General features: G+C 43.9%; 25 protein-coding genes and 1 other annotated feature. Of the genes, 19 read left to right on the forward strand and 6 right to left on the reverse strand.

Annotation, left to right across the window (positions count from 1 at the left end; all coding sequences use genetic code 11):
- Positions 1–78 precede the first annotated feature (78 nt).
- The 7 genes from ACXAFM_RS02220 to ACXAFM_RS02250 all read left to right on the forward strand — a co-directional run bounded on the left by ACXAFM_RS02220 (position 79) and on the right by ACXAFM_RS02250 (position 5,763).
- On the forward strand, positions 79–1,134 hold the full coding sequence (locus ACXAFM_RS02220) for an aromatic ring-hydroxylating oxygenase subunit alpha (protein ID WP_474826512.1): 1,056 nt from the start codon (positions 79–81) through the stop codon (positions 1,132–1,134).
- Positions 1,135–1,181: 47 nt separating this feature from the next.
- On the forward strand, positions 1,182–1,580 hold the full coding sequence (locus ACXAFM_RS02225) for a GFA family protein (protein ID WP_474826514.1): 399 nt from the start codon (positions 1,182–1,184) through the stop codon (positions 1,578–1,580).
- A 320-nt stretch (positions 1,581–1,900) separates the two neighbouring features.
- Complete coding sequence (locus tag ACXAFM_RS02230) at positions 1,901–2,596, forward strand: EF-hand domain-containing protein (protein ID WP_474826516.1); 696 nt, start codon at positions 1,901–1,903, stop codon at positions 2,594–2,596.
- A 127-nt stretch (positions 2,597–2,723) separates the two neighbouring features.
- On the forward strand, positions 2,724–3,347 hold the full coding sequence (locus ACXAFM_RS02235; protein WP_474826518.1) for a phosphatase PAP2 family protein: 624 nt from the start codon (positions 2,724–2,726) through the stop codon (positions 3,345–3,347).
- Positions 3,348–3,593: 246 nt separating this feature from the next.
- The gene (locus ACXAFM_RS02240) at positions 3,594–4,355 is read left to right on the forward strand and encodes a hypothetical protein (RefSeq protein ID WP_474826520.1); all 762 of its coding nucleotides are present in this window, start codon (positions 3,594–3,596) and stop codon (positions 4,353–4,355) included.
- A 216-nt stretch (positions 4,356–4,571) separates the two neighbouring features.
- A complete protein-coding gene (locus ACXAFM_RS02245) occupies positions 4,572–5,318 on the forward strand; it encodes a hypothetical protein (protein ID WP_474826522.1) in 747 nt (248 codons plus the stop codon).
- A 49-nt stretch (positions 5,319–5,367) separates the two neighbouring features.
- Positions 5,368–5,763, forward strand: coding sequence for a GIY-YIG nuclease family protein (locus tag ACXAFM_RS02250; protein ID WP_474826524.1), 396 nt, complete (start codon positions 5,368–5,370; stop codon positions 5,761–5,763).
- 204 nt (positions 5,764–5,967) lie between these two features.
- Here the strand turns inward: ACXAFM_RS02250 and ACXAFM_RS02255 are convergent, their stop codons facing one another.
- The 3 genes from ACXAFM_RS02255 to ACXAFM_RS02265 all read right to left on the reverse strand — a co-directional run bounded on the left by ACXAFM_RS02255 (position 5,968) and on the right by ACXAFM_RS02265 (position 8,573).
- On the reverse strand, positions 5,968–6,186 hold the full coding sequence (locus ACXAFM_RS02255; RefSeq protein ID WP_474826526.1) for a hypothetical protein: 219 nt from the start codon (positions 6,184–6,186) through the stop codon (positions 5,968–5,970).
- Positions 6,187–6,271: 85 nt separating this feature from the next.
- The gene (locus ACXAFM_RS02260; protein WP_474833044.1) at positions 6,272–7,576 is read right to left on the reverse strand and encodes an alpha-amylase family glycosyl hydrolase; all 1,305 of its coding nucleotides are present in this window, start codon (positions 7,574–7,576) and stop codon (positions 6,272–6,274) included.
- A gap of 127 nt (positions 7,577–7,703) precedes the next feature.
- On the reverse strand, positions 7,704–8,573 hold the full coding sequence (locus ACXAFM_RS02265; protein WP_474830487.1) for a sulfite exporter TauE/SafE family protein: 870 nt from the start codon (positions 8,571–8,573) through the stop codon (positions 7,704–7,706).
- Between the two features lie 188 nt (positions 8,574–8,761).
- Here ACXAFM_RS02265 and ACXAFM_RS02270 point away from each other — a divergent pair, with 188 nt between their 5' ends.
- From ACXAFM_RS02270 to ACXAFM_RS02280, 3 genes are all read left to right on the forward strand, one after another.
- Positions 8,762–9,244, forward strand: a complete 483-nt coding sequence (locus ACXAFM_RS02270) for a DUF2244 domain-containing protein (RefSeq protein WP_474826530.1) — start codon at positions 8,762–8,764, stop codon at positions 9,242–9,244.
- Between the two features lie 174 nt (positions 9,245–9,418).
- The gene (locus ACXAFM_RS02275; RefSeq protein WP_474826532.1) at positions 9,419–9,664 is read left to right on the forward strand and encodes a DUF6482 family protein; all 246 of its coding nucleotides are present in this window, start codon (positions 9,419–9,421) and stop codon (positions 9,662–9,664) included.
- A gap of 220 nt (positions 9,665–9,884) precedes the next feature.
- Positions 9,885–10,457 carry a lipid-binding SYLF domain-containing protein gene (locus ACXAFM_RS02280; protein WP_474826534.1) on the forward strand — a complete coding sequence of 191 codons (573 nt, stop codon included), beginning with the start codon at positions 9,885–9,887 and terminating at the stop codon, positions 10,455–10,457.
- Between the two features lie 220 nt (positions 10,458–10,677).
- Here the strand turns inward: ACXAFM_RS02280 and ACXAFM_RS02285 are convergent, their stop codons facing one another.
- Entirely contained in the window at positions 10,678–11,727 is a 1,050-nt protein-coding gene (locus ACXAFM_RS02285) for an MBL fold metallo-hydrolase (protein WP_474826536.1), read from the reverse strand.
- Entirely contained in the window at positions 11,700–13,610 is a 1,911-nt protein-coding gene (locus ACXAFM_RS02290; RefSeq protein ID WP_474826538.1) for a TonB-dependent receptor domain-containing protein, read from the reverse strand. Before ACXAFM_RS02290 ends, ACXAFM_RS02285 begins: the two co-directional genes overlap by 28 nt.
- A 207-nt stretch (positions 13,611–13,817) precedes the next feature.
- On the opposite strand from ACXAFM_RS02290, the gene ACXAFM_RS02295 reads away from it, so the two are divergent.
- Positions 13,818–14,591 carry a ParA family protein gene (locus tag ACXAFM_RS02295; RefSeq protein ID WP_474826540.1) on the forward strand — a complete coding sequence of 258 codons (774 nt, stop codon included), beginning with the start codon at positions 13,818–13,820 and terminating at the stop codon, positions 14,589–14,591.
- Between the two features lie 15 nt (positions 14,592–14,606).
- On the opposite strand, the gene ACXAFM_RS02300 is transcribed toward ACXAFM_RS02295, so the two are convergent.
- Complete coding sequence (locus ACXAFM_RS02300) at positions 14,607–14,846, reverse strand: hypothetical protein (RefSeq protein WP_474826542.1); 240 nt, start codon at positions 14,844–14,846, stop codon at positions 14,607–14,609.
- Positions 14,847–15,075: 229 nt separating this feature from the next.
- Positions 15,076–15,193 (forward strand) — a sequence feature (His leader region).
- Between the two features lie 50 nt (positions 15,194–15,243).
- On the opposite strand from ACXAFM_RS02300, the gene hisG reads away from it, so the two are divergent.
- From hisG to hisIE, 8 genes are read left to right on the forward strand one after another with little or no spacing between them, the layout of a single operon-like run.
- Positions 15,244–16,146, forward strand: coding sequence for an ATP phosphoribosyltransferase (hisG, locus tag ACXAFM_RS02305; RefSeq protein ID WP_334059364.1), 903 nt, complete (start codon positions 15,244–15,246; stop codon positions 16,144–16,146).
- Between the two features lie 13 nt (positions 16,147–16,159).
- Entirely contained in the window at positions 16,160–17,464 is a 1,305-nt protein-coding gene (gene hisD / locus ACXAFM_RS02310; RefSeq protein ID WP_474826544.1) for a histidinol dehydrogenase, read from the forward strand.
- Positions 17,464–18,543 (forward strand): histidinol-phosphate transaminase, encoded by a 1,080-nt coding sequence (hisC, locus tag ACXAFM_RS02315; protein WP_474826546.1) that lies wholly within the window; start codon positions 17,464–17,466, stop codon positions 18,541–18,543. The genes hisD and hisC overlap by 1 nt, the downstream gene beginning before the upstream one ends.
- Complete coding sequence (hisB, locus tag ACXAFM_RS02320; protein ID WP_014950030.1) at positions 18,540–19,610, forward strand: bifunctional histidinol-phosphatase/imidazoleglycerol-phosphate dehydratase HisB; 1,071 nt, start codon at positions 18,540–18,542, stop codon at positions 19,608–19,610. Before hisC ends, hisB begins: the two co-directional genes overlap by 4 nt.
- Positions 19,610–20,239, forward strand: coding sequence for an imidazole glycerol phosphate synthase subunit HisH (hisH, locus tag ACXAFM_RS02325; RefSeq protein ID WP_474826548.1), 630 nt, complete (start codon positions 19,610–19,612; stop codon positions 20,237–20,239). The genes hisB and hisH overlap by 1 nt, the downstream gene beginning before the upstream one ends.
- Positions 20,239–20,976 carry a 1-(5-phosphoribosyl)-5-[(5-phosphoribosylamino)methylideneamino]imidazole-4-carboxamide isomerase gene (hisA, locus tag ACXAFM_RS02330; protein WP_474826550.1) on the forward strand — a complete coding sequence of 246 codons (738 nt, stop codon included), beginning with the start codon at positions 20,239–20,241 and terminating at the stop codon, positions 20,974–20,976. The genes hisH and hisA overlap by 1 nt, the downstream gene beginning before the upstream one ends.
- Positions 20,958–21,770 carry an imidazole glycerol phosphate synthase subunit HisF gene (gene hisF / locus ACXAFM_RS02335; protein ID WP_014950033.1) on the forward strand — a complete coding sequence of 271 codons (813 nt, stop codon included), beginning with the start codon at positions 20,958–20,960 and terminating at the stop codon, positions 21,768–21,770. Before hisA ends, hisF begins: the two co-directional genes overlap by 19 nt.
- Positions 21,767–22,384 (forward strand): bifunctional phosphoribosyl-AMP cyclohydrolase/phosphoribosyl-ATP diphosphatase HisIE, encoded by a 618-nt coding sequence (gene hisIE, locus ACXAFM_RS02340; protein WP_474826552.1) that lies wholly within the window; start codon positions 21,767–21,769, stop codon positions 22,382–22,384. Before hisF ends, hisIE begins: the two co-directional genes overlap by 4 nt.
- Positions 22,385–22,445: the final 61 nt, after the last annotated feature.

A 22,445-nucleotide genomic window follows, 5' to 3' on the forward strand; every position in this document is an offset into this window, starting at 1 on the left:
TTTTAATCAATTCAGTGATACATAGCGCTTATATTATTTCTACTTAACGCAATGCGTTTTTAGCACTCATTTTAAACTATGAAAACCGTTACCCACCCTTCTATAAAAAGTTACTTTGATGCTGATGAAAGCCGGCAAGAAGTCGAGCAGGCATTCTCTCGAGGGCTTGCTTATGCGGGCCATTCCCTAATGGTGCCAGAGAAGTTTAGTTATCAAGTGCTTCCTCACTTTAACGACCGTTATGCGTTGTTTAATCAGGACGAGAATTATGAACTTATATCCAATGTTTGCTTACATCGACAAGCTCAACTTCTTGAAGGGCAAGGTCGAGCACGCAGCATTGTTTGTAAACTCCACTGCTGGGGCTATGACAACACAGGCCTGCTCAAAGGTACCCCCCACTTTAAGGGTGTACCTAATGGTCAGTTGAAAAAGGAATCGCTATCAGTGTGGAACGGTCTTCTATTTCGAGGGCGATCTCCTAATATGGACTTATCTGCCCTTGGGCTTGAGGACTATCTCGACTTTACCGATTACTTTTACGCCGGTTCTGAAACCACGGGATATCAATTTAACTGGAAGACATTTATCGAGATCTATCTAGAGAACTATCACGTGTACTCCATGCACCCTGGGCTTCGTCAGTTTGTTAAGCCCGATGATTTAGAGTGGTCCTTTGGCGATGATTTTTCAGTTCAAAAAGTTGGGCTAGGCGACCAGCTTACCAAGCGCACAACACCACGTTACAGAGAGTTCCAAGACGCATTATTGGCACGATTTGGGCAAACACTTCCTCGTTTTGGCGCAATATGGTGCTTTTTGTACCCTAATATTATGATTGAGTGGTACCCAGACATTATCGTTGTAAGCACGATTTATCCCAAGGGTGCGAACGCGTGTATAAACCACGTAGAATTTTATTATCCCGAAGCGCTATATAAAGATATGCCAGACTACTTTGCAGCAGAAAAAGCGGCCTATATGGAAACAGCGGTAGAAGATGAAGAAGCCTGCCTATCGTTAGAAAAAGGCCGAAGGGCACTTTATTTATCAGGCGAAGAAGAACACGGCCCCATTGAACCGTTTTTAGAAGCGGGCGTGGCGCATTTTTACGACTGGCTTGCTAGACGGTAGCTATCTTGGTGCTTTAAATAGTGTTATTTCACAAAAAAGGAGTTTTGATGAAAAATTACAAAGGGTCTTGTTTGTGCGGGTCGGTAACTTTTAAAATTGAGGGTGATTTTGACAGTTTTTATCTGTGCCACTGCAAACACTGTCAAAAGGATACAGGTTCGGCCTTCGCAGCCAACCTGTTTTCAAATTCGGCTATATTAACTTGGGCATCGGGTGTTGACGCTATAGTCAACTTCACGCTCGAGAACACGCGTCATAGCAAAAGTTTCTGTAAAATCTGTGGTTCAGCCCTTCCGTGTACTCAACTCGGTGACATTCTAGCGGTACCCGCTGGGTGTCTGGATACAAAACTACTGATTAAACCTACTGCACATATCTTCGGCGTAAGCAAAGCTGCGTGGGAAGAAAACTTAGAAGCCATTACAAAATTTGAACGTTTACCGTAACAAACATTGAATACTCATTAGAAACCTAATGGCATTATACTAAACAAAATTCGCTGCTTGAATAACGGCAGGTCGATTGTTGCTCGCATTCACAACATTCTCCGCTTAACGTGTTCCGTTTTTGTCAAAAATAGCGAGTAACTTTTTCAGAAAATTCTATAGTTCTCACAATTCCGCCTGTTGTCTCCCAACCTTTCAAAAAGCATAAACCAATGATCTAAAAACCTTTTATTGAAATGGCATATGCTGTGAATAACTCCATGTGAATACTCTCCTCCGTTTTTAAGCAGTATGGAGGCCGAAAAACCAAGGAGTTAGATATGAAAAAATTAACAATTGCTACACTAATCAGCGCCGCACTTTCTACTGCCACGTTTGCTGGCAATGGTATCGAAAAAATAGACACCACATTTGCCGATTTGGATAACGATGACAACGGCTATATTTCACGAGAAGAAGCTGACGACGATGAGATTTATGCGCACTTTTCCAAAATTGATACCAATTCAGACATGCAGCTTTCAATTAAAGAGTTCAATGCTCATGTAACGAAGCACCCTCAACATTTCGATGACGACGTGCTTGCAACGGTACAATCGATGAAAGAAAGCATGGGGGCAAAAGGTACAATGGAAACGAAGGTTAACGTTGATACCGATGTAGATGAAGTGGTTGCCGCGACAAAAGATAAAAGGCTCACTCACGAGTTAAGAGCTGAAACTGAGCTTAAAGCTAATGGAAACCTAGAAAAGACAAAAGTCGATAAAGTAGCCAAAGATACTGTTGTTCACGATAATACGGTTATCGCAGATGAAGCGGTCATTGCGCGCAGTAAATTTGAGATGATGGACGCTAACAGCGACGGTAAGCTTACTAAAGCTGAAGCCTCGCGAAGTGGCGTAACACGCAATTTCGACAAAATCGATTTAAATGATGATGAATTGATTACACGCACCGAATTTAAGCGTTATCAGCGCTCATCTGAAGGAAATTTAGACCGTAATACGGAAGAGTAATGCCTTAGCAAGACAAGGGCCGCTCGTGCGGCTCTTTTTATTGCTCAGATACTTTTTAGTAGACGTGCTATCGAGCCTGCACGTATCGATCTCCTTCCACACCACTTCATCGAATAAAGGATTTTTTATGTTAGCTTCCACAGGAATTAAAAGTTTACTCGCGTACCGAGCACTGCGAAAAATGAATGAGCCCGGTGCAGATGGAGCGCACAGTAAGGATAGCCTTATTACTTCTAGCAAGTTAAGTAATGCAACGACGCCACCATCAGTCGTCGCAATAACAGGTTCAGCCTATGCCGTATCAAAGATGACCGACGCTCCGAACATACAACGCTTCCTTCTAAAATCGACGTTATCAGCCTCAGTGGCTGGTCTACTTAATGCGGGCCTTAAGAGATTGATTGGACGAAAGCGTCCTAGAGCTGAGGTTGGCCCTGAAATAAAAGGCCCAGCATTAAAAGATAAATTTAATTCTATGCCATCAGGACATGCGGCAGCAGTAGCGGCAGTGGCAGGCTCAATACCTCGCACTTCCGGACCTTTACTATTAGCATCAGCGGCAGGCTTAGCTGCTACAGCAGTTATTGGAAAGTCGAGGACTAAGCGCGATGCACATCATTTATCAGATGTTTTGGTGGGAAGCTGTTTAGGCTTTGGCGTTGCCTACGCAGTGTCTAAAATTGAAAAGCCCGTTGAAAATGAAGTTGAAAACCTGAAGCAAAGCTCTCACCTGCAGAATCGTTTTAAATAATACTAATCACGGAAATACGAGTTAAGGCATGCTTCCTCACTTTTTTAGTGAGGGAACACACTTGCATAAGTTTATTGTTCATCATTTTATCTGAAACGAGCAACTACAGAGCTGAATGAGTTCTGATAGTGTCCAGTGTACGTAAAGCGGACACATAGTTTTTCCAGAAACTCAAAAAACATAGATTTGTGATTAAAATGAGTGTTACGTTAAACATAAATTTATGTGCACCCACAAGGAAGTGATATGAACAATAAGTATTTATTAATCAGCCTGCTGCTTTCTACATCAACGTTTGCAAACACTTTCAAAGCTGATGACTTTATCATCGAATATGATGCCGACGTCCCTATTACAGTAGTTGAGCAACTCGCATCAAGAGTCAGCGAAAACAAAAAAGTTGTAAAAGCTTATTTAAGCCAATCTGAAGAATATAATGGAACTCCAATTCAAGAAGACTTGGTAGTATTTATTTCCAAAAAGCGTCGTACTCCTTACCAAGATTGGAACACGATTCACATTCCAGAGAAAAGAGTTCTTTCGGCCTTCTCGTCAGCAGAGTCAGAAAACAGCGGTATGGCTGTCATCCACGAATTAACGCACGTGTATGCTGTCAGTGACTTTCGTAAAAAGAAGAAAAACGGCTATGAAGATCGTTTCTTTGATGATGGTCTTGCCGTGTTCTTACAACACAGATTTGGTGAATCTCCTGAATACCCTGATTTTAGTCAAGATTTGTATAGAGCAGTAGCAGAAACGTCGGTTAGCTACGGCGGATTAATACCTTTGACTGAAACAGAAAATGTAAGACACTCAGCAAAAACGGGAACAGGTAGGCGTTTGGCGTATTTACAAGAAGGTGCCTTTACGCAGTTCCTGATCGAAAATTATGGTTTAGACCAATATTTGAAAATTTATGCTGGAGAGAATATCCAAGCAGTTACTGGTAAGTCTTTTAGTGAGCTTGAAAACGATTGGGCTGCATTGATTAGTAGTTTTGCACCGTGACAAACGCAATCGGTCTTTAGCTATCGCTTGTGCGAGTATGTCCAGTGTTTGTCTCTTGATGCCTGTCGACAAAGCTTGTAGGTCGGCCAAGTACGTATAGCGGACTTCCAATTGTCTTTCCTCTGAAAACACGGGTCGTGGTTTTTTTGTGGGAAATGAGTGTTACTATAAGTTCATAAGTAATAAGCTGTTAGCTACCAAACAGAGGTTTATACATTGGAAGTAAAATCCGATCCTGCCGGCAGATTATGTGATTTGCTGCAAGAAGCACGTAAAAAGAATGAAAATTCTAAGGTCAGAACAGTATGGTCAACTGTCTTTAAAGTGGATGAGTCTGATACCGGAGCAATCCTTCGAATGTTGTCAGATATGATTCAAGTGTCTTATAAAACACAGGATAGAATCAAAGACCTAGAAAATATTGACCATGATCTATTTCTAAAACCATTCAAAAATATTGAGAAACTATTCTCGCAAATAAACTTAGAAGGCCCATGGCAAACAGGAAGACGACTGTTGGATGAACCAACGATTTATGGCCTACAGTTTTGTTCAGATCGGTTAAGCAGAGAAGTTACCGTTTCAACTATTAATCACGAAGAGATACAGCGAATTCAGAAAGTACTTTCTGAATTAACAGAGTCCGTATTAAGTTTGGACTTTGAGCCGAAGTTAAAAGCATTGCTCATTAGGAATTTAGAAGGACTAAGACAAGCAATAATTGGCTACAGAATAAGAGGCATAGAAGGAATTGAGGCAGAGTTAGAGGCTAGTTTCGGTTCCCTTGCTTTAAAGCGTGACATGGTTAAAAGTGCAGTTGAAAGGGACCCTGCGAAGAAAGGATTTTTTTCAAGATACGTACCTTTTTTAGATGGTATTAACAAAACTGTTACTACCGCGAAAAATATAGATGATGCATCAGGCAACTCGATTTCAAGGATGTTGGGGCTAGAAAGTGGCTGACAAATGCATTAGATCGTTCGCAAGCTCACCGGGAGACAAGGAAATTTACATGGAATTGTATGATCTGATAAAGGAGCGTCTAAAGGACTTCCTACCAGAGGTTAGGTCTATAGTTGGTGGAGAGCGGGTCCCACTAGGGCAAGCATCAGCGACAAATGTGCATGGTGTTTATATGCTGTATGACGAGACAGATAATGTTGTATACGTGGGGCAAGCGGCCGGGAGAGCTGGTTTAAAAGATCGTTTCGGAAAACATATTTCTGGTGATAGTTCACATGCTGCGCAAAGAGCACTTCTTGCTAAAATTCCAGAGAAACCTGAACGTAACAAGTACATTCGGGAAAAAATAAAAGTAAGCTGGGTAGAAGTAGCCGATAAAAAAAGAATAAGCGATTTAGAGCGGCTCTTGATTTGGCTGTACCAGCCTGAGTGGAACCGGGCCTGAGTGTATAACAAGCTTATTAATTTACGCGCCCATGACGCCGTGAGCGAGAAAAACTACACGCCGATTGTTGGGACGTTGAAGGTCCGCTCCTTGTCTATAGCTGACTGGCAGATTATGTCAGAATAGCCTAGTACACGTCAGTATCTCTTAGTAATCACACCAATAGACCTAATGTGTTACACATTAGGTCTATGAGGCATAGATTCAAATTTCCGGTGTAGAATTAATCACTTGCGCTATTTCACTGTTACCACTCAAGCGGGCGAGATCGATAAGATAACCTTTTTCTAGCTTATCTAATGCGTGGCCTTTAAGACGCGCTTTTACCTCTTCAACATCACCATTGGCAATAGAAGTTTTAAGCGCTGCATGATTATTTAACGAGCGGTCTTCTGTTTTTTCAGCTGAATCATTCGCAGTCATCGTTCATCCTTAATTTTCACTTAGTAAAAAAACATTAGTGCTTTTTACCTTTTGTAGTTAAAAATGACACTAAACGATCACAGCGTTATGCCACCCATATCTCGAACTGCCAAGGTGCGAGTTTACACATGGAATCAGCGCCAAAAGTTTTATTTTCGTCACGCTTCCAGTGCGTATACTCACCTTCAAACAATGGTTCTTCAAACGTTACATCAAGCTGCTCATTTGAAAAGTTAATAAAAACAAACACTTTTTCCCGCTCGTTATGACGTACAAAGCTAAAAACCTTGTCCATTTTCGAGTTCGGGACCTGAATCATTCTTGACCCGTATTCTCCATTTCCTAGCACGGCTTTGGATTTTTTAAGAGCAATTAGCTTGCGATACAAGTTGCCTATTTCATGTTCTTGCCAGTGTATAGGGTCGCGCTCAAAAAACGCTAAACGCTTGGTTTCCCCAGCTTCTTGCCCGTTGTGAATTAGGGGCATGCCTTCACCTATTACCGATAAAGCAATGCAGGCTTCAAGCGCATCACCAAATTGTTCGCGCTGGGTGCCATCCCAGGCATTTTTGTCGTGATTACTAACGAAGGTCATTCTGTAAGCACAGTGAGGCCAGCTTCGTTCGTTCCACGAATAATATTTACGCAACCTATCTAGTGAACACTTTCCGTGAGCGAGCTCATGAAGTGTTTCATTCCAGCTCCATGCGTAAGTCATATTGAACGCATTTTCGTGAAGGTCGCGATTCTCCCACTCAGCCAACATGAAGACAGGCCTGATTGCGCTTAGCGTTTGCACTGCTTGCTGCCAAAAATCGTTGGGGACATACCCAGCTACGTCACAGCGAAAGCCATCGATATCAAACTTTTCCACCCAGTAACACAATGCGTTAATCATGTATTTGCGTAGACCAATTTGCTCATAATCGAATTCAATAATATCGCTCCAATCCCACCACGGCGAGGGACGAAAATCGCCCTTGTAATCTTTGGCGTACCATTCGGGATGTTGTTCAACCAGTGGATTATCCCATGCGCTGTGATTTGGCACCCAGTCTATAATGACTTTCAGCGAAAGTCGGTGGGCTTCTTCCACCAGCGCCTTAAAGTCTTCTTCGCTACCAAATTCTGGATTAATGGCCAAATAGTCTTTAATGGCATAGGGGCTGCCAAGCTCGCCTTTTCTGTTTTTTTCACCAATAGGATGTACCGGCATAAGCCAAACAATATCCGCGCCTAGGGATTTAATATGCGCAAGACCCTTCCTTACTCCTTCAAAAGTTCCTTCTTCTGAAAATTGTCGGGTGTTGACCTGATAAATAACCGCATGAGATGACCATTTAGGCTGAAGCACGTTATAGCGTTTCTGGGGAACAGGATTGATATCCATATTATCTTTCCTTATCGAGATAAGCGTTTAGAAGAAGGACCTTAATAGTGAGCGTTACCATGCACTATGTTACTTTTAGGCTTTAAATTGCAGCAAGCTGGACTGCTAACTATGGCAAGTTCATGACTTAAATAGGTAAACTTGTAACTCCTAAAATTAGTACCCAGATACCGAAAAAAAGTTTTAGACGCTGAACAGAAAATGCCAAAACTACATATTTGGCAATCACTCCACCTATTATAGCGCCCGCGCCAGCAAACAAAACGACCTGCCACACCACTGATTCGCCAATAAAAGCATGGTATGGCAACGCAGACCACACGGTAAACGCAGATAAAATAACCGCTACCGCGATAGACATGGTGACATTAAACCCACGAATAATGAGGTAAACCGCCACTAACTCACCCACTCCCACCGAAAGCCAAGCTGTAATAACGCCCCCGACAAAACCAATGAAAGGTAAAAACACTAAATCCTTTGTTTGTAAATCCTTATCAAAATGAGTGCGTTTCATTAATGGAACAGACGCAAAAATGGCAATGGCTAATAAAATAGAAAACCCGCCGAAGGCAATGTGAAGGTTATTGGCACCACCCCATAATTGCGCTAACAACAATTGGCTTTGCGACGAATATTGCGCGAACCCTATGCCACAAATAGATGAAGGAACGGTTAGCATGAGAGCGCTCGGCAATGCATTCCAGTAGTCATCATGTTTGTGCTGTTTTTTATAATACGCTGCCCAAGTCAATGCCCCCGCAGTCATGCCGCAGCATTGAATAGCAAAGCTGGTTGCCACTACGCTTTGAGGAGAAAACGATAGATAGTTAAAAAATGGGACAAATACCACGCCACCACCGGCGCCTGTAGCGTTTGCAAATATAGCGCCTATCACACCTAATCCGGTGAAAAGTCCAAATTCCTTAACAAGATCAATAGGTGCGGGCTGCGCTAACAAAAGACTGCACCAGATAAGGGGAAATAAAACAATAATTGATTTGCCAGTTTGGCGCTTTAAATAAGAGATCACATACGTCCTTACGACAAAACAATGATAATTGTTAGAAAATAAATTCGCTTGATACGTTAATCATTAGCATTAGTACATTTTTCAAACTATTGTTAGCTCAAAACGTATAAGGTTTTACTTACACAATTATCATATACAGCACTTTGTAAAATATGGTTGAAGTATCTACATTTGAGCGACAGGTGCAACTGCATCTTTCGCCAAACCGCTCAGCAACATGGCGCCAGACTAAATACTTAATCATGGCGTTTGCTTTGTTTATTGGTCTGATCGCTATCGCGTGGTCAATAGCGGGGGCCTGGGTCATTCTCCCTTTTGCGGGATTAGAAGTGGGGTTGCTCGCGCTAGTTATGTACTTGGTGTCTAAAGCCACCTATCGATGGGAAACCATTTTAATTTCGGCTGACCGCATCCTTATATCCTGCTCGAACGGCACTAGCTTATGCTTTCCTCGTCCAGACACGTCCTTGCTCTATCATAAAGACACAAGCCTAAAGCGGATGTCACGACTAATTCTACAATCCTCATTGCAGCAGTTTGAGTTAGGCGCTTTTTTAAACTCGGAAGATAAAAAGCTAGTACACGATAATTTGCACAAGGCCGGGATCATGGTATGCACTAATAAATGGTGGTAAAGCTCGTTGTCTTATTTTGCTTCTGACAAACTCTCTTCTGTTCCCTTTTTCTAGGTACTGATGATTGATGGTGAGAACCTTTATGACACAAAATTAATGATCATTGTGGCCGTTTTCGACTAATTAGATATAAGGCGCAGCCAAAGTTAGCTGCGACCTAACGAGGGCTATTTTATGAATTTATATATTGAATCATTAGAAGGTGGTAACTACCTTGCTGCTACGGGAATGGGTGCATCACGCAATTTAGTTAGAGACAAAAAGTCGCAACCTAAAACATTTCACTGCCTGAATGAAATTAGAGAACATTTCGATTCGCAAGCATTTGAACACGTATGGCTTCGCCAAAGCACCCCCTATGAGGAGATGGTAGGTCAAACTGATCATCCCGGTGCGCTAGAGCTTGAAATAGAATGGTGAATGCTGACTGTTAGCGAACCCAACTTGGGCTAAAATTAATAGCACGAAGCCACCGATCCACCATAGGCGCCTACTATTTTATATATGCATGCTCCACTTAGCACATTTTTTGCGTACAACTCATGTAACGTAAATAAAAACGGTATTTTGTTGAATTAAACGCGTTAGAAAATGTCTTTTATCGCAAGTAATAAAATACCTACATGCTAAGGAGAATTGCATGAAGATTAGTAAGTTAGTGATTAAGTCTGTATTTTTTTCTGCTGTTTTGGCTTTAACAGCTTGCGCCTCTATGGGCGATGGTACTGTTGCTGAAAAGCAACAGGCGATTTTAGATATGCAAGAAAATGCGCTTACGCGCCTTTATACAGAGAAGCCAGACACGCGCTCGCAAATAAGGGACGCAGCAGGCTATGCCGTATTCACTAACGCCAACATTAACGTGTTTTTCGTGGCCGCAGGCACCGGCTACGGTGTGGTAAACAATAACGTTACCGGCGCAAAAACATATATGAATATGGCTGAAGGCGGTGTTGGTTTAGGATTAGGCGCTAAAGATTATCGCATTGTTATGGTCTTCCATACTCAAAAAGCGATTAATCATTTCATTGAAAATGGTTGGACCGTCGGTGGTAACGCAGATGTGGCAGCGAAAGCAGGCAATAAAGGCGCGTCTGCAGAAGGCGAAGGTTATCTTGGTAATGTTACGGTTTACACCATGACTGAAAGCGGCCTTACATTGCAGGCCACTGTAAAAGGCACGAAATTTTGGGTAGATAAAGAACTAAACTAACTCAGCCCTAACTATTCCTAATCAAATTAGCGATTAGCGCTCCAACTCACCGAAGGTCTCTTGAATGCAAGAGGCCTTTGCATTCTCGCAGTGGGCTTTACTGAGTGCGAGAAGGTTTAACAAACACCGTACTCTTTGCAAATAGCATCAGGTAACGAACTGGCAAGAGGAATGAGGTTACCATAAAGCGCCCTCTTCTTCTTGCCTTGATTCAGCCAAGCTATTTACGTTGCTCCTGTTGTTTTTCCTCAATTCTCATCCACTGCGCGCGCGTGCAGTTTTCAAGCAGTTCAAACGCTTCAACAACGACATCTTGACCTTGGACAAAGGCATGTTTTTCATTACTTTCCCGGTTACTTAAGGCTTCAAGCTTTTCTCTTGTTCCGGCACGCCCAGGATGGTTCGATAAAAAAACATCAATATTTTGATCTTTTATTAATCGTTTCATCGTCATGGCTGAGTCGGTATAAGACTGAATACGCGAGACATCAGGTCCGTAATTGAGCCCAGTACCGCCCCATAACACAGCCCGATGTTTTTCGCTTCCGTCAATTACGGGAAAAACGACCGTTAACGTTCCTGGCGTATGGCCCGGCGTAACATAAAGCGTTAACTCAGTACCGTTCACACTCAATTTTTCACCATCGGCTACCGCCACATCTCGGCTTGGCTTTTTACCCCAACGATAACTGGCGAATTTATCGTTTTCGAGGTAATCCCACTCTACATTACTCATAACTATGCGAGGATTATATGTTGACTTGATAACTTCAAACCCACCGTAGTGATCGCCATGGCCATGAGAAATAATGAGGTGAGATATGGGCTTGTTGCCTAACCCGAGCGCAGAAAGACCATCAATTATGTACTGTTGAGCTTGCTCGTCATTATTCAACGCATCCACCAGAACAATGCTTTCGCCAGTATCTATTGCCCAACTTGCAACGTTGCCTGCCCCTACATAATAAAGGTTATCAAAGACCTGCTGGGGCGGTATTTGACGCCGCCCATTGCCTTTGCGGTCGGGCTTGCTTCCATTTTCGGCACGCTTAGGTCGTTCTCGTCGTTTTTCATCGAGTTTGAACATATTTCTAGGTGGAGCACTAATATCACATAGGTTTGCCAAACCAGGAAAATGGTCAGCGCTCTCTAGGCCCTTCCGAGCGTAATCCTGAGCAGTTAGCGATGAGCTAGCAGTGCAGCTAGCGCACAGACAAACAGCCCATGCAATAACCGCTATTTTTAGAACGTCCAATTTAAGCCTAGCCACAATCTTCTTCCGTCTTCAACATACCCAAACTCTTCGTATCGCATTGTTTTATCTAATGCATTGTAGAGCCCCGTTTGCAATTTAACATTACGCGTAAGCTTGGTGTTGTAACCTATGTCAAACAAACCAACCCCTGGGGACAGAATAGAACGTGAAGATACTGACGTTAACGCCGTTTCTTCCCCTCTTACTGTCCACCTAGACCAGATTTCGCTTTCTTGAGATAGGCGATATGTGGTGTTTAGCGTGAACAAATGTTTAGGCTGTTGAACCAAAGGTAGGCCTTCATTTGAACCGGTTTTTTGTTCTGAACGCGTGTAGCTGTATGCACCGTTAAATGACCAGTTTCCAACGTTATACTTTGCAGCGAATTCTGCACCGTAAGATTCAGCTTCATCGATATTGATATTGTAGCGGTCCGTTTCATCCAAACAGACTGATAATTCACATGATGCAATGGCAATTTTATCATCGAAATCATTATGGAAGACGGTAATACTGTACTCCAAGCCGGCATCACCGGAATAGTAAAGCGCGAGTTCTTTGTTTAATGTAGTTTCGGGCGACAAGTCCGGATTACCGTAAACATCTCCCCCTCGGCTTTCTTGAATCCAACCATCAGCCATTTCTCGAAGCTCAGGTGTACGATAGCCGGTAGAGACACCTCCTTTCACTACCCAATTATCATTGAGGTTGTACACCGCATACGCACGAGGGCTAACTTGGGAACTAAACTGTTCATTGTCATCAAGACGAATACCTAGCGTGAAGGCCAACCTATCGTTAACACGCCATTCATCTTCGCCATATAAAGACCATTGACTGTTTTCAATATTGGTCGCCTCGCCGCCGTTTGTATCAAAATCATCCAGTGACTCTTCAAGAAACTCTGTGCCAACCGTAAGCATGTGGCTATCGCTTGCAGCCCAAGACCATTGAGAATTAAAGACCAGATTATCAATAGTGATATCTCGCCCTACGTTTTCAACCGACTCTTGCTGAATGTAACTTCGAGCAGTCACATCATCATACTTCCCTTCGTGAGTCAGCGCATATGAATGTCTCTCGCTTTCAGTCTCTGATAAGGAATTTCTTTCTGGCAAAGACTTGCCGGGTGTGGATATACGTGTCTGATCTTGGAAGATGTACTCAAACGTGAGTGTATCTGTAGTATTTGGTGTTAAGTGAAACGCTGTACGAATGTTGCTTAGATCTTTTTCTGCGTAGCCACGTTCAATATCGTCCTCTTCTCGCTTTTGATAAAGGCCGCTGGCTGTAATGCTCAACAAATTCTCGATTAACGGCCCAGAAAACGCCAGCTGAACTTGACTATCTGAGCCACTGTCTGAATTTTCTTGAATTTTTGTTTCTGCGCGAAGGTTACCACTCCATTTTCTGAAGTTTTTTCGCGTAATGATATTGATCACCCCACCCATTGCGTCAGAACCATATAAGGTAGACATAGGCCCGCGCACAATTTCAATACGTTCTATGCTGTCCAAAGGCGGCAACCAATCTTGTTCATACCCGCCGCTGCCATTTGGCTGGGACTCTCTACCTGTTTGTTTTTTACCATCAACAAGTATAGATGTATATTGTGCAGGTAGGCCTCGAACGCTGATATCTTGGCGGTACCCGCCCCCCGTTACAGTAACCCCCGGCACGTCTCGAAGTGCGTCTGTGATGTCTTTGTACGCTCGCTGCGCCAATTGTTTTCTATCGATGATGCTCACTGACGCGGGTGCTTGAGACAAAAGCTGTTCAAAGCCAGAGGCTGTAACAGTAATGCTCTCCATATCATCTTGCTCGTTAGATTGAGCAAGAACATTCTGAGTGAACAGTGAATACAGTGAAATTGCCAGTAAAGTGGGAGTAAAACGCATACTTAATCGATTAATATAAAATAATACTCCAATGATAATCATTATCATTAATATGTAAAGTTGAATTTCATTTTTATCGTCACGCTTAGGTATTTTTACAAAGAGCAAACGATCAAAATAAAAACAATACTTTGCATCCACAATCGTGTTTGGGCATATTTTAGTCAATTGATGTGTTCAATAACCGTTTCAACATAGGGATTGCGTATGATTGTCGTGGTATTTAATCAAAAAGGTGGGGTGGGTAAATCAACGATTAGTACCAATTTAGCCGCCCAAAGCGCGAAATTGGGTCACAAAACGTTATTAGTGGATCTGGATGCTCAAGGTAACAGTACTTACTACGCGGGGTATAACCCCAACGAGAAAAGCCTTTCTGTTGCTGATATGTTCAAACAAGTGGTGGGAATATTCAGAACGGCTAAAAAACCTGCTGAGTTTGTTCATTCAACCCCTTTTGAAAACCTTTACGTCATGCCGTCTTCACCAGCCTTAGCTGATGTAGAGCGAGAACTCGAATCTCGGTACAAGATTTTTAAGCTTAAAGATGCACTAAAGGAGTTGAAAGGCGAATTCGACCATATTTTTATTGATACGCCACCAAATTTTAATTTCTATTCAAAAGCGGCTCTTATTGCAGCAGATGGCTTTTGTGTTCCCTTTGATTGCGATGATTTCTCAGCACAAGCTATAGAGCACTTGCTCTACAATGCAGAAGAGCTCAAAGAGGACCATAACCCAAAACTTAAGCTATTGGGTATTGTAGTCAATCAATATAATAGTCAGGCTAAACTGCCTTCAGAACTGGTACAATCGCTCAAGCAAAAAGGTTTACCCGTGCTAGAAAGCTACATAGGTGCTACGGTGAAGGTGAAAGAGTCTCATTCTAAACGGAAGCCACTGCCGTTCTATTTGCCAAAGCACAAAGTCACAAAGCAAATCGAAGGGTTATTTGAAGAGCTTTTTGCAAATAAAACCTAGTGCTAAAAAGACATCTTAAACATCAATATCAATGTGCTTAAGCCCACCGCCGCTATTGCTTCGCTCTTTGTCTTTCGTGTTCTCTACTGACGCATCAACCACTTCGGTGCGTTTTATGTCTTGATAGTTGTCGCGATCGTCTTCACTAAGATGCTCAGACTTCTTTGTCTTCTGCACTTTTTTCACCCGCTCATCAGGTTCAATCGGCACTTTGGTGTTACGAGGCAAAATGGGAAACAGTAAATCGTTGCTCATACGCCCTCCTAAAATGTGTATCTGTTTTATAATTTATCGGCAGAAAAGCGCTCAAAATTACGGTTCACAACTAATTCATAACAAATAGTTTTATTATATGTATATTAATTTAGAGTTAATGTAATAAAAGAGTTCACTTTTGCCTTGCAAATCGAAGCTCAAACCGCTAATGTTTCAGCCGTTCGAAATTAGGAATTAGATTCACCAAAATGATTAACTGCGCGGCGAAACATCACCATCACCACAAAGCATAACCTTTCAGGTTCGTGCTGGAAGGTCTATATTTCCTTCCAACGGCGCAGATAGAAAAATTCTCGACCCTCGGAAGGAAACTTCCGGGGGTTTTTCGTTTTAGGCGCAATCAAAAGTTAAAACACAACGTGTAAGGAACGTTTCAATGAGTAACAGCAACAGACTTCGAATTGCCGTACAAAAATCAGGTCGCTTAAGTGATGACAGCATCTCACTTCTTAAAGCTATCGGCATTAAATTGAACATTCGTGATCGCCTGCTGATTGCGCACTCAACAAACGAGCCAATTGATTTACTTCGCGTACGTGACGACGATATTCCAGGTCTTGTTATGGACGGCGTTTGCGACCTTGGTTTCATTGGCGAAAATGAGCTTGAAGAAAAAATGCTTGAACGCAAAGCGGCAGGCAAGCCGTTTGAGTATGAAGTATTGCGTCGTCTAGACTACGGCGGCTGTCGCTTATCAATTGCCGTACCTAATGAGATGGATTACGACGGTATTAAGTCTTTAGAAGGCAAAAAAGTAGCAACCACTTACCCTTACCTTCTTGAGCGCTACTTCAAAGACCAGGGTATTAACGCGAAAGCCGTAATGCTACAGGGCTCAGTAGAAGTTGCGCCGCGTGCTGGTGTCGCTGACGCAATTTGTGACCTGGTATCTACAGGCGCAACCCTTGAAGCAAATGGCCTTGTAGAAAAAGATGTCATCTTCCGCAGTAAAGCAGTACTTATAAAGCGTACTGACAGCGAACTTAGTGACGAAAAAGTAACACTGGTTAACCGTCTCATGCCTCGTGTCGATGGTGTATTACTGGCAAAGGAAAGCAAATACATCATGCTACACGCGCCTAAAGCGTATCTAGAACAGGTTAAGAGCCTACTTCCAGGTGCTGAAAATCCAACGGTACTTCCATTAGCTGGAAATGAAGAGCAAGTTGCTATTCACGTTGTTTCTACAGAAACCTTATTCTGGGAAACCATGGAAAAGCTAAAAGCCCTTGGTTGTAGTTCTATTCTTGTAATGCCAATCGAAAAAATGATGGGCTAAAAGGCAGACAATTATGATTACTTGGTCATCTCTCTCGGCAAATGAGAAAAAACAGGCGCTAGCCCGCCCGGCTATGGCCAATAGCCAACAGTTAAAGCAAACCGTGGGCGAGATAATCGCCCGCGTTGAAGCAGATGGTGATCCGGCAGTACTTGATTACACACGGAAATTTGACTGCCCGGATCTAAAAAGCCTTGTGCTTTCGCAAGAGAATATCGATGCCCTTGCAGCTAAGGTAACACCTGAAGTCGCAAACGCTATCGACACAGCGTTTAACAATATAAAGACCTTTCACGAAGCGCAAATGCCCAGTGATATTGCGCTGACCACAACGCCTGGCGTCAAATGTGAGCTCCGCTTCACTGCCCTTGACGCAGTAGGTCTGTATATTCCAGGGGGCAGTGCTCCACTTCCCTCAACTGTGCTAATGCTTGGTGTACCCGCGCTAGTGGCAGGTTGTGAAAATAAACTCCTGTGCACACCGCCAAATAAAGAACAACTTATTGCGCCTGAAATTGCCTATGCGGCAAGAAAATGCGGCATTGATAAAATCTTCTTGTGTGGGGGCGCTCAAGCGGTTGCAGCCATGGCATTGGGTACTGAAACGATTCCTCAGGTCGATAAAATCTTCGGCCCTGGCAATAGCTTTGTTACCGAAGCTAAACAGCAAGTTAGCCAACGTGCTGATGGTGCTGCTATTGATATGCCGGCGGGTCCATCAGAAGTATTGGTACTTGCTGATGAATTTGCAAACCCTGAATTTGTGGCTGCAGACTTACTTTCCCAAGCCGAACACGGCCCAGATTCACAGGCCATTTTGGTATCCAACAGCGCCACGCTTATTGAAGAGGCAAAAGCCGCGGTTGAACGTCAATTAGCTACGCTGTCTCGCGCTGAAATTGCACGCCCTGCTATGGAAAATGCACGTTATATCTTGGCCGATTCAATTGAACAAGCCATAGAGGCAAGCAATGCCTACGCGGCTGAACACTTAATTGTGCAGATTGAGAATGCCCGCGATTATTTACCAAAGATTAAATATGCAGGCTCCATTTTCTTAGGTCCCTGGTCACCTGAATCTGCCGGTGACTATGCGTCCGGCACTAACCATGTACTGCCCACATACGGCTATGCTAAGAATTATTCTAGTCTTGGCCTGTTAGACTTTATGCGCCGCTACACAATTCAAGAGTTAAGCGAAGATGGTATGCGTAATTTAGGCCCTGCGATTATGGCATTAGCAGCCGCCGAGGGCTTAGACGCCCACGAACAGGCTGTTGCACTTCGTATGCAGGCACTTAAGCAGGGAGACGCCTAATGTCGGCACTTATCGATAACCTAATTAACGAAAACCTAGTGCCGTTAAAGCCTTACGAGTCGGCGCGCCGTTTGTTTTCAGGCGGTCAAGATTGGCTTAACGCTAACGAGTCACCTTATGCCAACGAATATAATGTAGATAGCGGTAACTTTAACCGCTATCCATCGTGCCAGCCTGAAGCGGTAGTGAGTGGCTACGCAAACTACGCAGGGCTTGATAAGTCGCAGCTTATCGTTACTCGCGGTGCAGATGAGGGCATTGAACTGCTTATCCGTACCTTCTGCACGCCGGGTAAAGACAGCATTCTAATATGCCCACCTACTTACGGTATGTATGCCATCAGTGCTGAAACCTGTGATGTGGGCATTAAGAAAGTGCCGCTTAACGACGACTTTAGCCTTAATGTGAATGCAGTTTGCGCAGAAGAAGACGTTAACGTGATTTTCATCTGCGCGCCAAATAATCCAACCGGTACCCCGGTTGCTCGCGAAGATATCAAAGCCGTGCTTAATCACTTTGCCGATAAAGCACTGGTTGTTGTAGATGAAGCGTATATTGAGTTTGATGCCGACAATACATGGGCAAATGAAATAAACAACTACCCGAACTTAGTGGTACTTCGTACGCTGTCTAAAGCGTTTGCACTTGCCGGTCTTCGCTGTGGTTTTACCCTTGCTCAAGCACCTGTAATTCAAGCTCTGCTTAAAGTGATAGCGCCCTACCCCATTCCAGAGCCAGTAGCGCAGATTGCTGCACAAGCATTGTCGGCTGAGTCGCTAACGTTACTTGAGCTTCAGGTGGCTACCATTAACCGCGAAAAAGAAGCATTAGCTGAAGCATTAGAAGCGGTTGAAGACTTTGAATTAGTGGGTGATAGACGAGCAAACTTTATCTTATTCCGCTACGCAAAAGCGCAAGCCCTAATGCAGTACTTGGTAAGCCAAGGCATGCTTATTCGCGATCAATCAAAACAGCTTAACTTACAAAACTGTTTACGCGTAAGCATAGGCACTGAAGAACAAAATCAGCGTTTAATGCAGTTGATTAACGAATTTAAAAATAGTGAGGATGCGGCATGAGTCAGCAAGCCATTTTATTTATCGACCGCGACGGTACACTTGTTGAAGAGCCGCCAGTAGATAAGCAATTAGATAGTCTAGAGAAGCTGGTTTTCGAGCCAAACGTAATTCCTGTGCTACTTAAACTAAAGGCAGCTGGGTTTAAGCTCGTGATGGTAAGTAACCAAGACGGCTTGGGTACAGACAGTTTCCCGCAAGAAGACTTCGACAAGCCACACAATGCCATGATGGCCATTTTTGAAAGCCAGGGTGTAGTGTTTGACGACGTGCTTATTTGCCCGCACTTCGATGCTGATAACTGCACATGTCGCAAACCAAAGCTTGGTCTAGTGCAAGAATACTTGCAGCAAGGGAAAGTAGACTTTACCCGTTCATTTGTAATTGGTGACAGAATTACTGACGTACAGCTTGCTGAAAACATGGGTATTCGTAGCTTTCAGTACAATCGCGAAAGCTTAAACTGGAATGATATTCAGAAAAGCTTACTGGCATCTTCACGCATTGCAGAAGTGGTACGTACCACCTCTGAAACAGATATTCGTGTTCGCGTTGATCTTGATTCTCAGGCCAAGTCGACTATCCAGACCGGCATGGGCTTTTTTGACCACATGCTTGACCAGATTGCTACACACGGCGGTTTTGAATTAAACCTGACTACAGATGGCGATTTGCACATTGACGATCACCACAGTGTAGAAGACACCGCGCTTGCATTAGGAGAGGCACTTAAAAAAGCACTTGGCGACAAACGCGGTATTGGTCGTTTTGGTTTTGCCTTGCCAATGGATGAGTGCCGTGCTGAATGTATTATGGACATTTCTAACCGCCCACACCTTAAGTTTGACGCTGAATTTAGCCGCGACCAGGTAGGTGAAATGGCAACAGAAATGGTGCCGCACTTCTTCTATTCGCTTGCACAAAGCATGGGACTATCGCTGCACCTTTCCACCAGCGAAGGTAACGCTCACCACCAGGTAGAAAGCCTGTTTAAAGTATTTGGTCGTGCCCTTCGCCAAGCCATTACGCGCCAGGGTGATGCATTGCCAAGCAGTAAAGGAGCACTGTAATGTCAGTGGTAAACACTAGCCAGCGACAAAAAATAGTAATAGTGAATACCGGCTGCGCCAACATCTCATCGGTACGCTTTGCCCTTGAACGCTTGGGCGTTGAAGTGGAAGTATCTGACGATGTAAACGTGATTAAAAGCGCTCACAAAGTGTTTTTACCCGGCGTAGGTACAGCAGCAGCGGCTATGACAAGCGTTAAGCAAAAAGCGTTAGTGGAAACCCTAAAGTCGCTTACCCAACCTGTGCTTGGTGTATGTTTGGGCATGCAGCTTATGGTTGAAACTAGCGCTGAAGGTGGTTTTCAAGGCACAGGTAACATCGACTGTTTAAACCTTATGCCAGGTCACGTGGCGCGGATGGAATCTAAAGGCGTGCGCTTACCTCATATGGGTTGGAACACTGTCTCACACAACAGCGAAAGTCTGTTCAAAGGCATTCCACAAGATACCTACTTTTACTTTGTGCACAGTTTTGCCGTGCCTGAATACGAGCATACGCTTGCCAGCTGTACTTATGGCAATGCATTTTCAGCCGCCATTAATAATGACAATTTTTACGGGGTGCAATTTCACCCAGAACGTTCTGGCGAGGCCGGAGCACAACTACTGACTAACTTTGTGAACCTATAATGATTATTCCAGCGATTGATCTTATTGAAGGACATGTAGTCCGCTTATATCAAGGTGACTACGAGCAAAAAACCCAATACGAACTGGACCCTGTTGACGTGGTTCACGACTATGCTGACCAAGGCGCAACCTGGCTGCACATTGTTGACCTTACCGGCGCGAAAGACACCAGTAAGCGTCAGCTTTCGCTTATCAAGTCTATGGTCGACACAAAGCGCATGAAGTTTCAAGCGGGCGGCGGCATTCGTAGCGAAGAAGAAGTGGCACAGTTACTTGAAACTGGCGTAAGCCGTGTAGTAATTGGTTCTTTGGCTGTAAAACAACCCGAGCTTGTAAAGTCTTGGGTAGAAAAATACGGCCCAGAGCACATTGTACTGGCCCTTGATATTAATATTAGCGAGAGCGGTGAAAAGCTTATTGCCACACACGGCTGGCAAGAGAACTCAGGCGTAGCCCTTGAAGGCTTGCTTGAAGACTTCGCTACAGTAGGCGCAAAGCATGTGCTGTGTACCGACATTAGCCGCGACGGCACGCTACAAGGTGCGAACACTGAGCTGTATCAAGAAATGGCAGCCCGTTTCCCACACGTTAGCTGGCAAGCGTCTGGCGGTATTGGCAGCATCGCTGATATCGAAGCGCTAAAACCCACAAACGTTGGCGGCGTTATTTTAGGGCGCGCACTACTTGAAGGTAAGTTTACGGTGAAGGAGGCTATCGCATGCTGGCAAAACGCATAATACCGTGCCTAGACGTACGCGACGGCAAAGTTGTTAAGGGCGTTCAGTTTAGAAACCACGAAATTATTGGTGATATTGTACCTCTTGCTGAGCAATATGCGAAAGCAGGTGCCGACGAACTAGTATTCTATGATATTACCGCCAGCTCTGATGCCCGCGTAGTAGATAAAAGCTGGGTTAGCCGTATTGCACAGGTTATTGATATCCCTTTTTGTGTTGCTGGCGGCATTAAGAGTATTGAAGATGCTGGGCGCATTTTGGAAATGGGTGCAGATAAGATTTCGATTAACTCCCCTGCCCTTAATAATCCAGACCTTATTAACCAGTTGCACGACGTTTATGGACAACAGTGCGTCGTGATTGGTATCGACAGTTTCTATAACGAAGCAACCGACCAATACGAAGTGTATAAATTCACCGGCGATGAAGCGCGTACGCAAAAAAGCCAGTGGCAAACCATCGACTGGATTAAAGAAGTACAGTCACGTGGTGCAGGTGAAATTGTACTGAACTGTATGAACCAAGACGGCGTGCGCAAAGGCTATGATGTGAAGCAATTAAAGGCCGTGCGCGATGTCTGTGAAGTGCCGCTAATTGCATCGGGTGGTGCAGGTGAAATTGCCCACTTTACGGATGTGTTTCAACAGGCTGACGTAGATGGCGCGCTTGCAGCATCAGTATTTCACAAGGGCATCATCAATATTGATGAGTTAAAAGCAGAGTTAACCAGCAATGGCGTTGCCATGCGTAAGCGTCACGGATTAACGGCGCAAGCAGAAGGAGTAAACCCGTGATCATTACTAACGAAAACAGCAATATACTGGCTTGGGACAAAATGGATAACCTACTACCTGCCATTGTGCAAGATGCACTATCAGGCAAGGTATTAATGCAGGGTTATATGGACCAAGATGCCCTAGCGAAAACCCTTGAAACGGGTAAAGTGACCTTTTTCAGCCGTTCAAAACAACGTCTTTGGACCAAGGGTGAAACGTCTGGTAACACGCTAGATTTAGTGAGCGTTGCCTGCGATTGCGACCAAGATTCACTGTTAGTACTTGCCAACCCTAACGGCCCAACATGTCACACTGGTGTTGAAAGCTGTTGGTTTGATGGCAACACGCCAGCGTTTACCTTTCTTGCAGACTTAGAGCGAGTATTGGCGGCCCGCAAAGATGCCGACCCCAAAAGCAGCTATACCGCCAGCCTTTACAATAAAGGCATTAAACGCATAGCCCAAAAGGTAGGTGAAGAAGGAGTAGAAACCGCGCTAGCAGCTACTGTGCACGACAAAGAAGAGCTTAAAAACGAAGCCGCTGATTTGTTGTATCACCTAACGGTTCTTCTTCAGGCAAGCGATATGTCGCTAAACGATGCGCTAGATGTACTTCGCGAGCGTCATAAGTAATCAACGCACGTACTAATATATTAAAATACTCTGACCCTCAATATTTAAATGTTGAATTATC

This window comes from Alteromonas sp. ABD4_190, assembly GCF_056160105.1.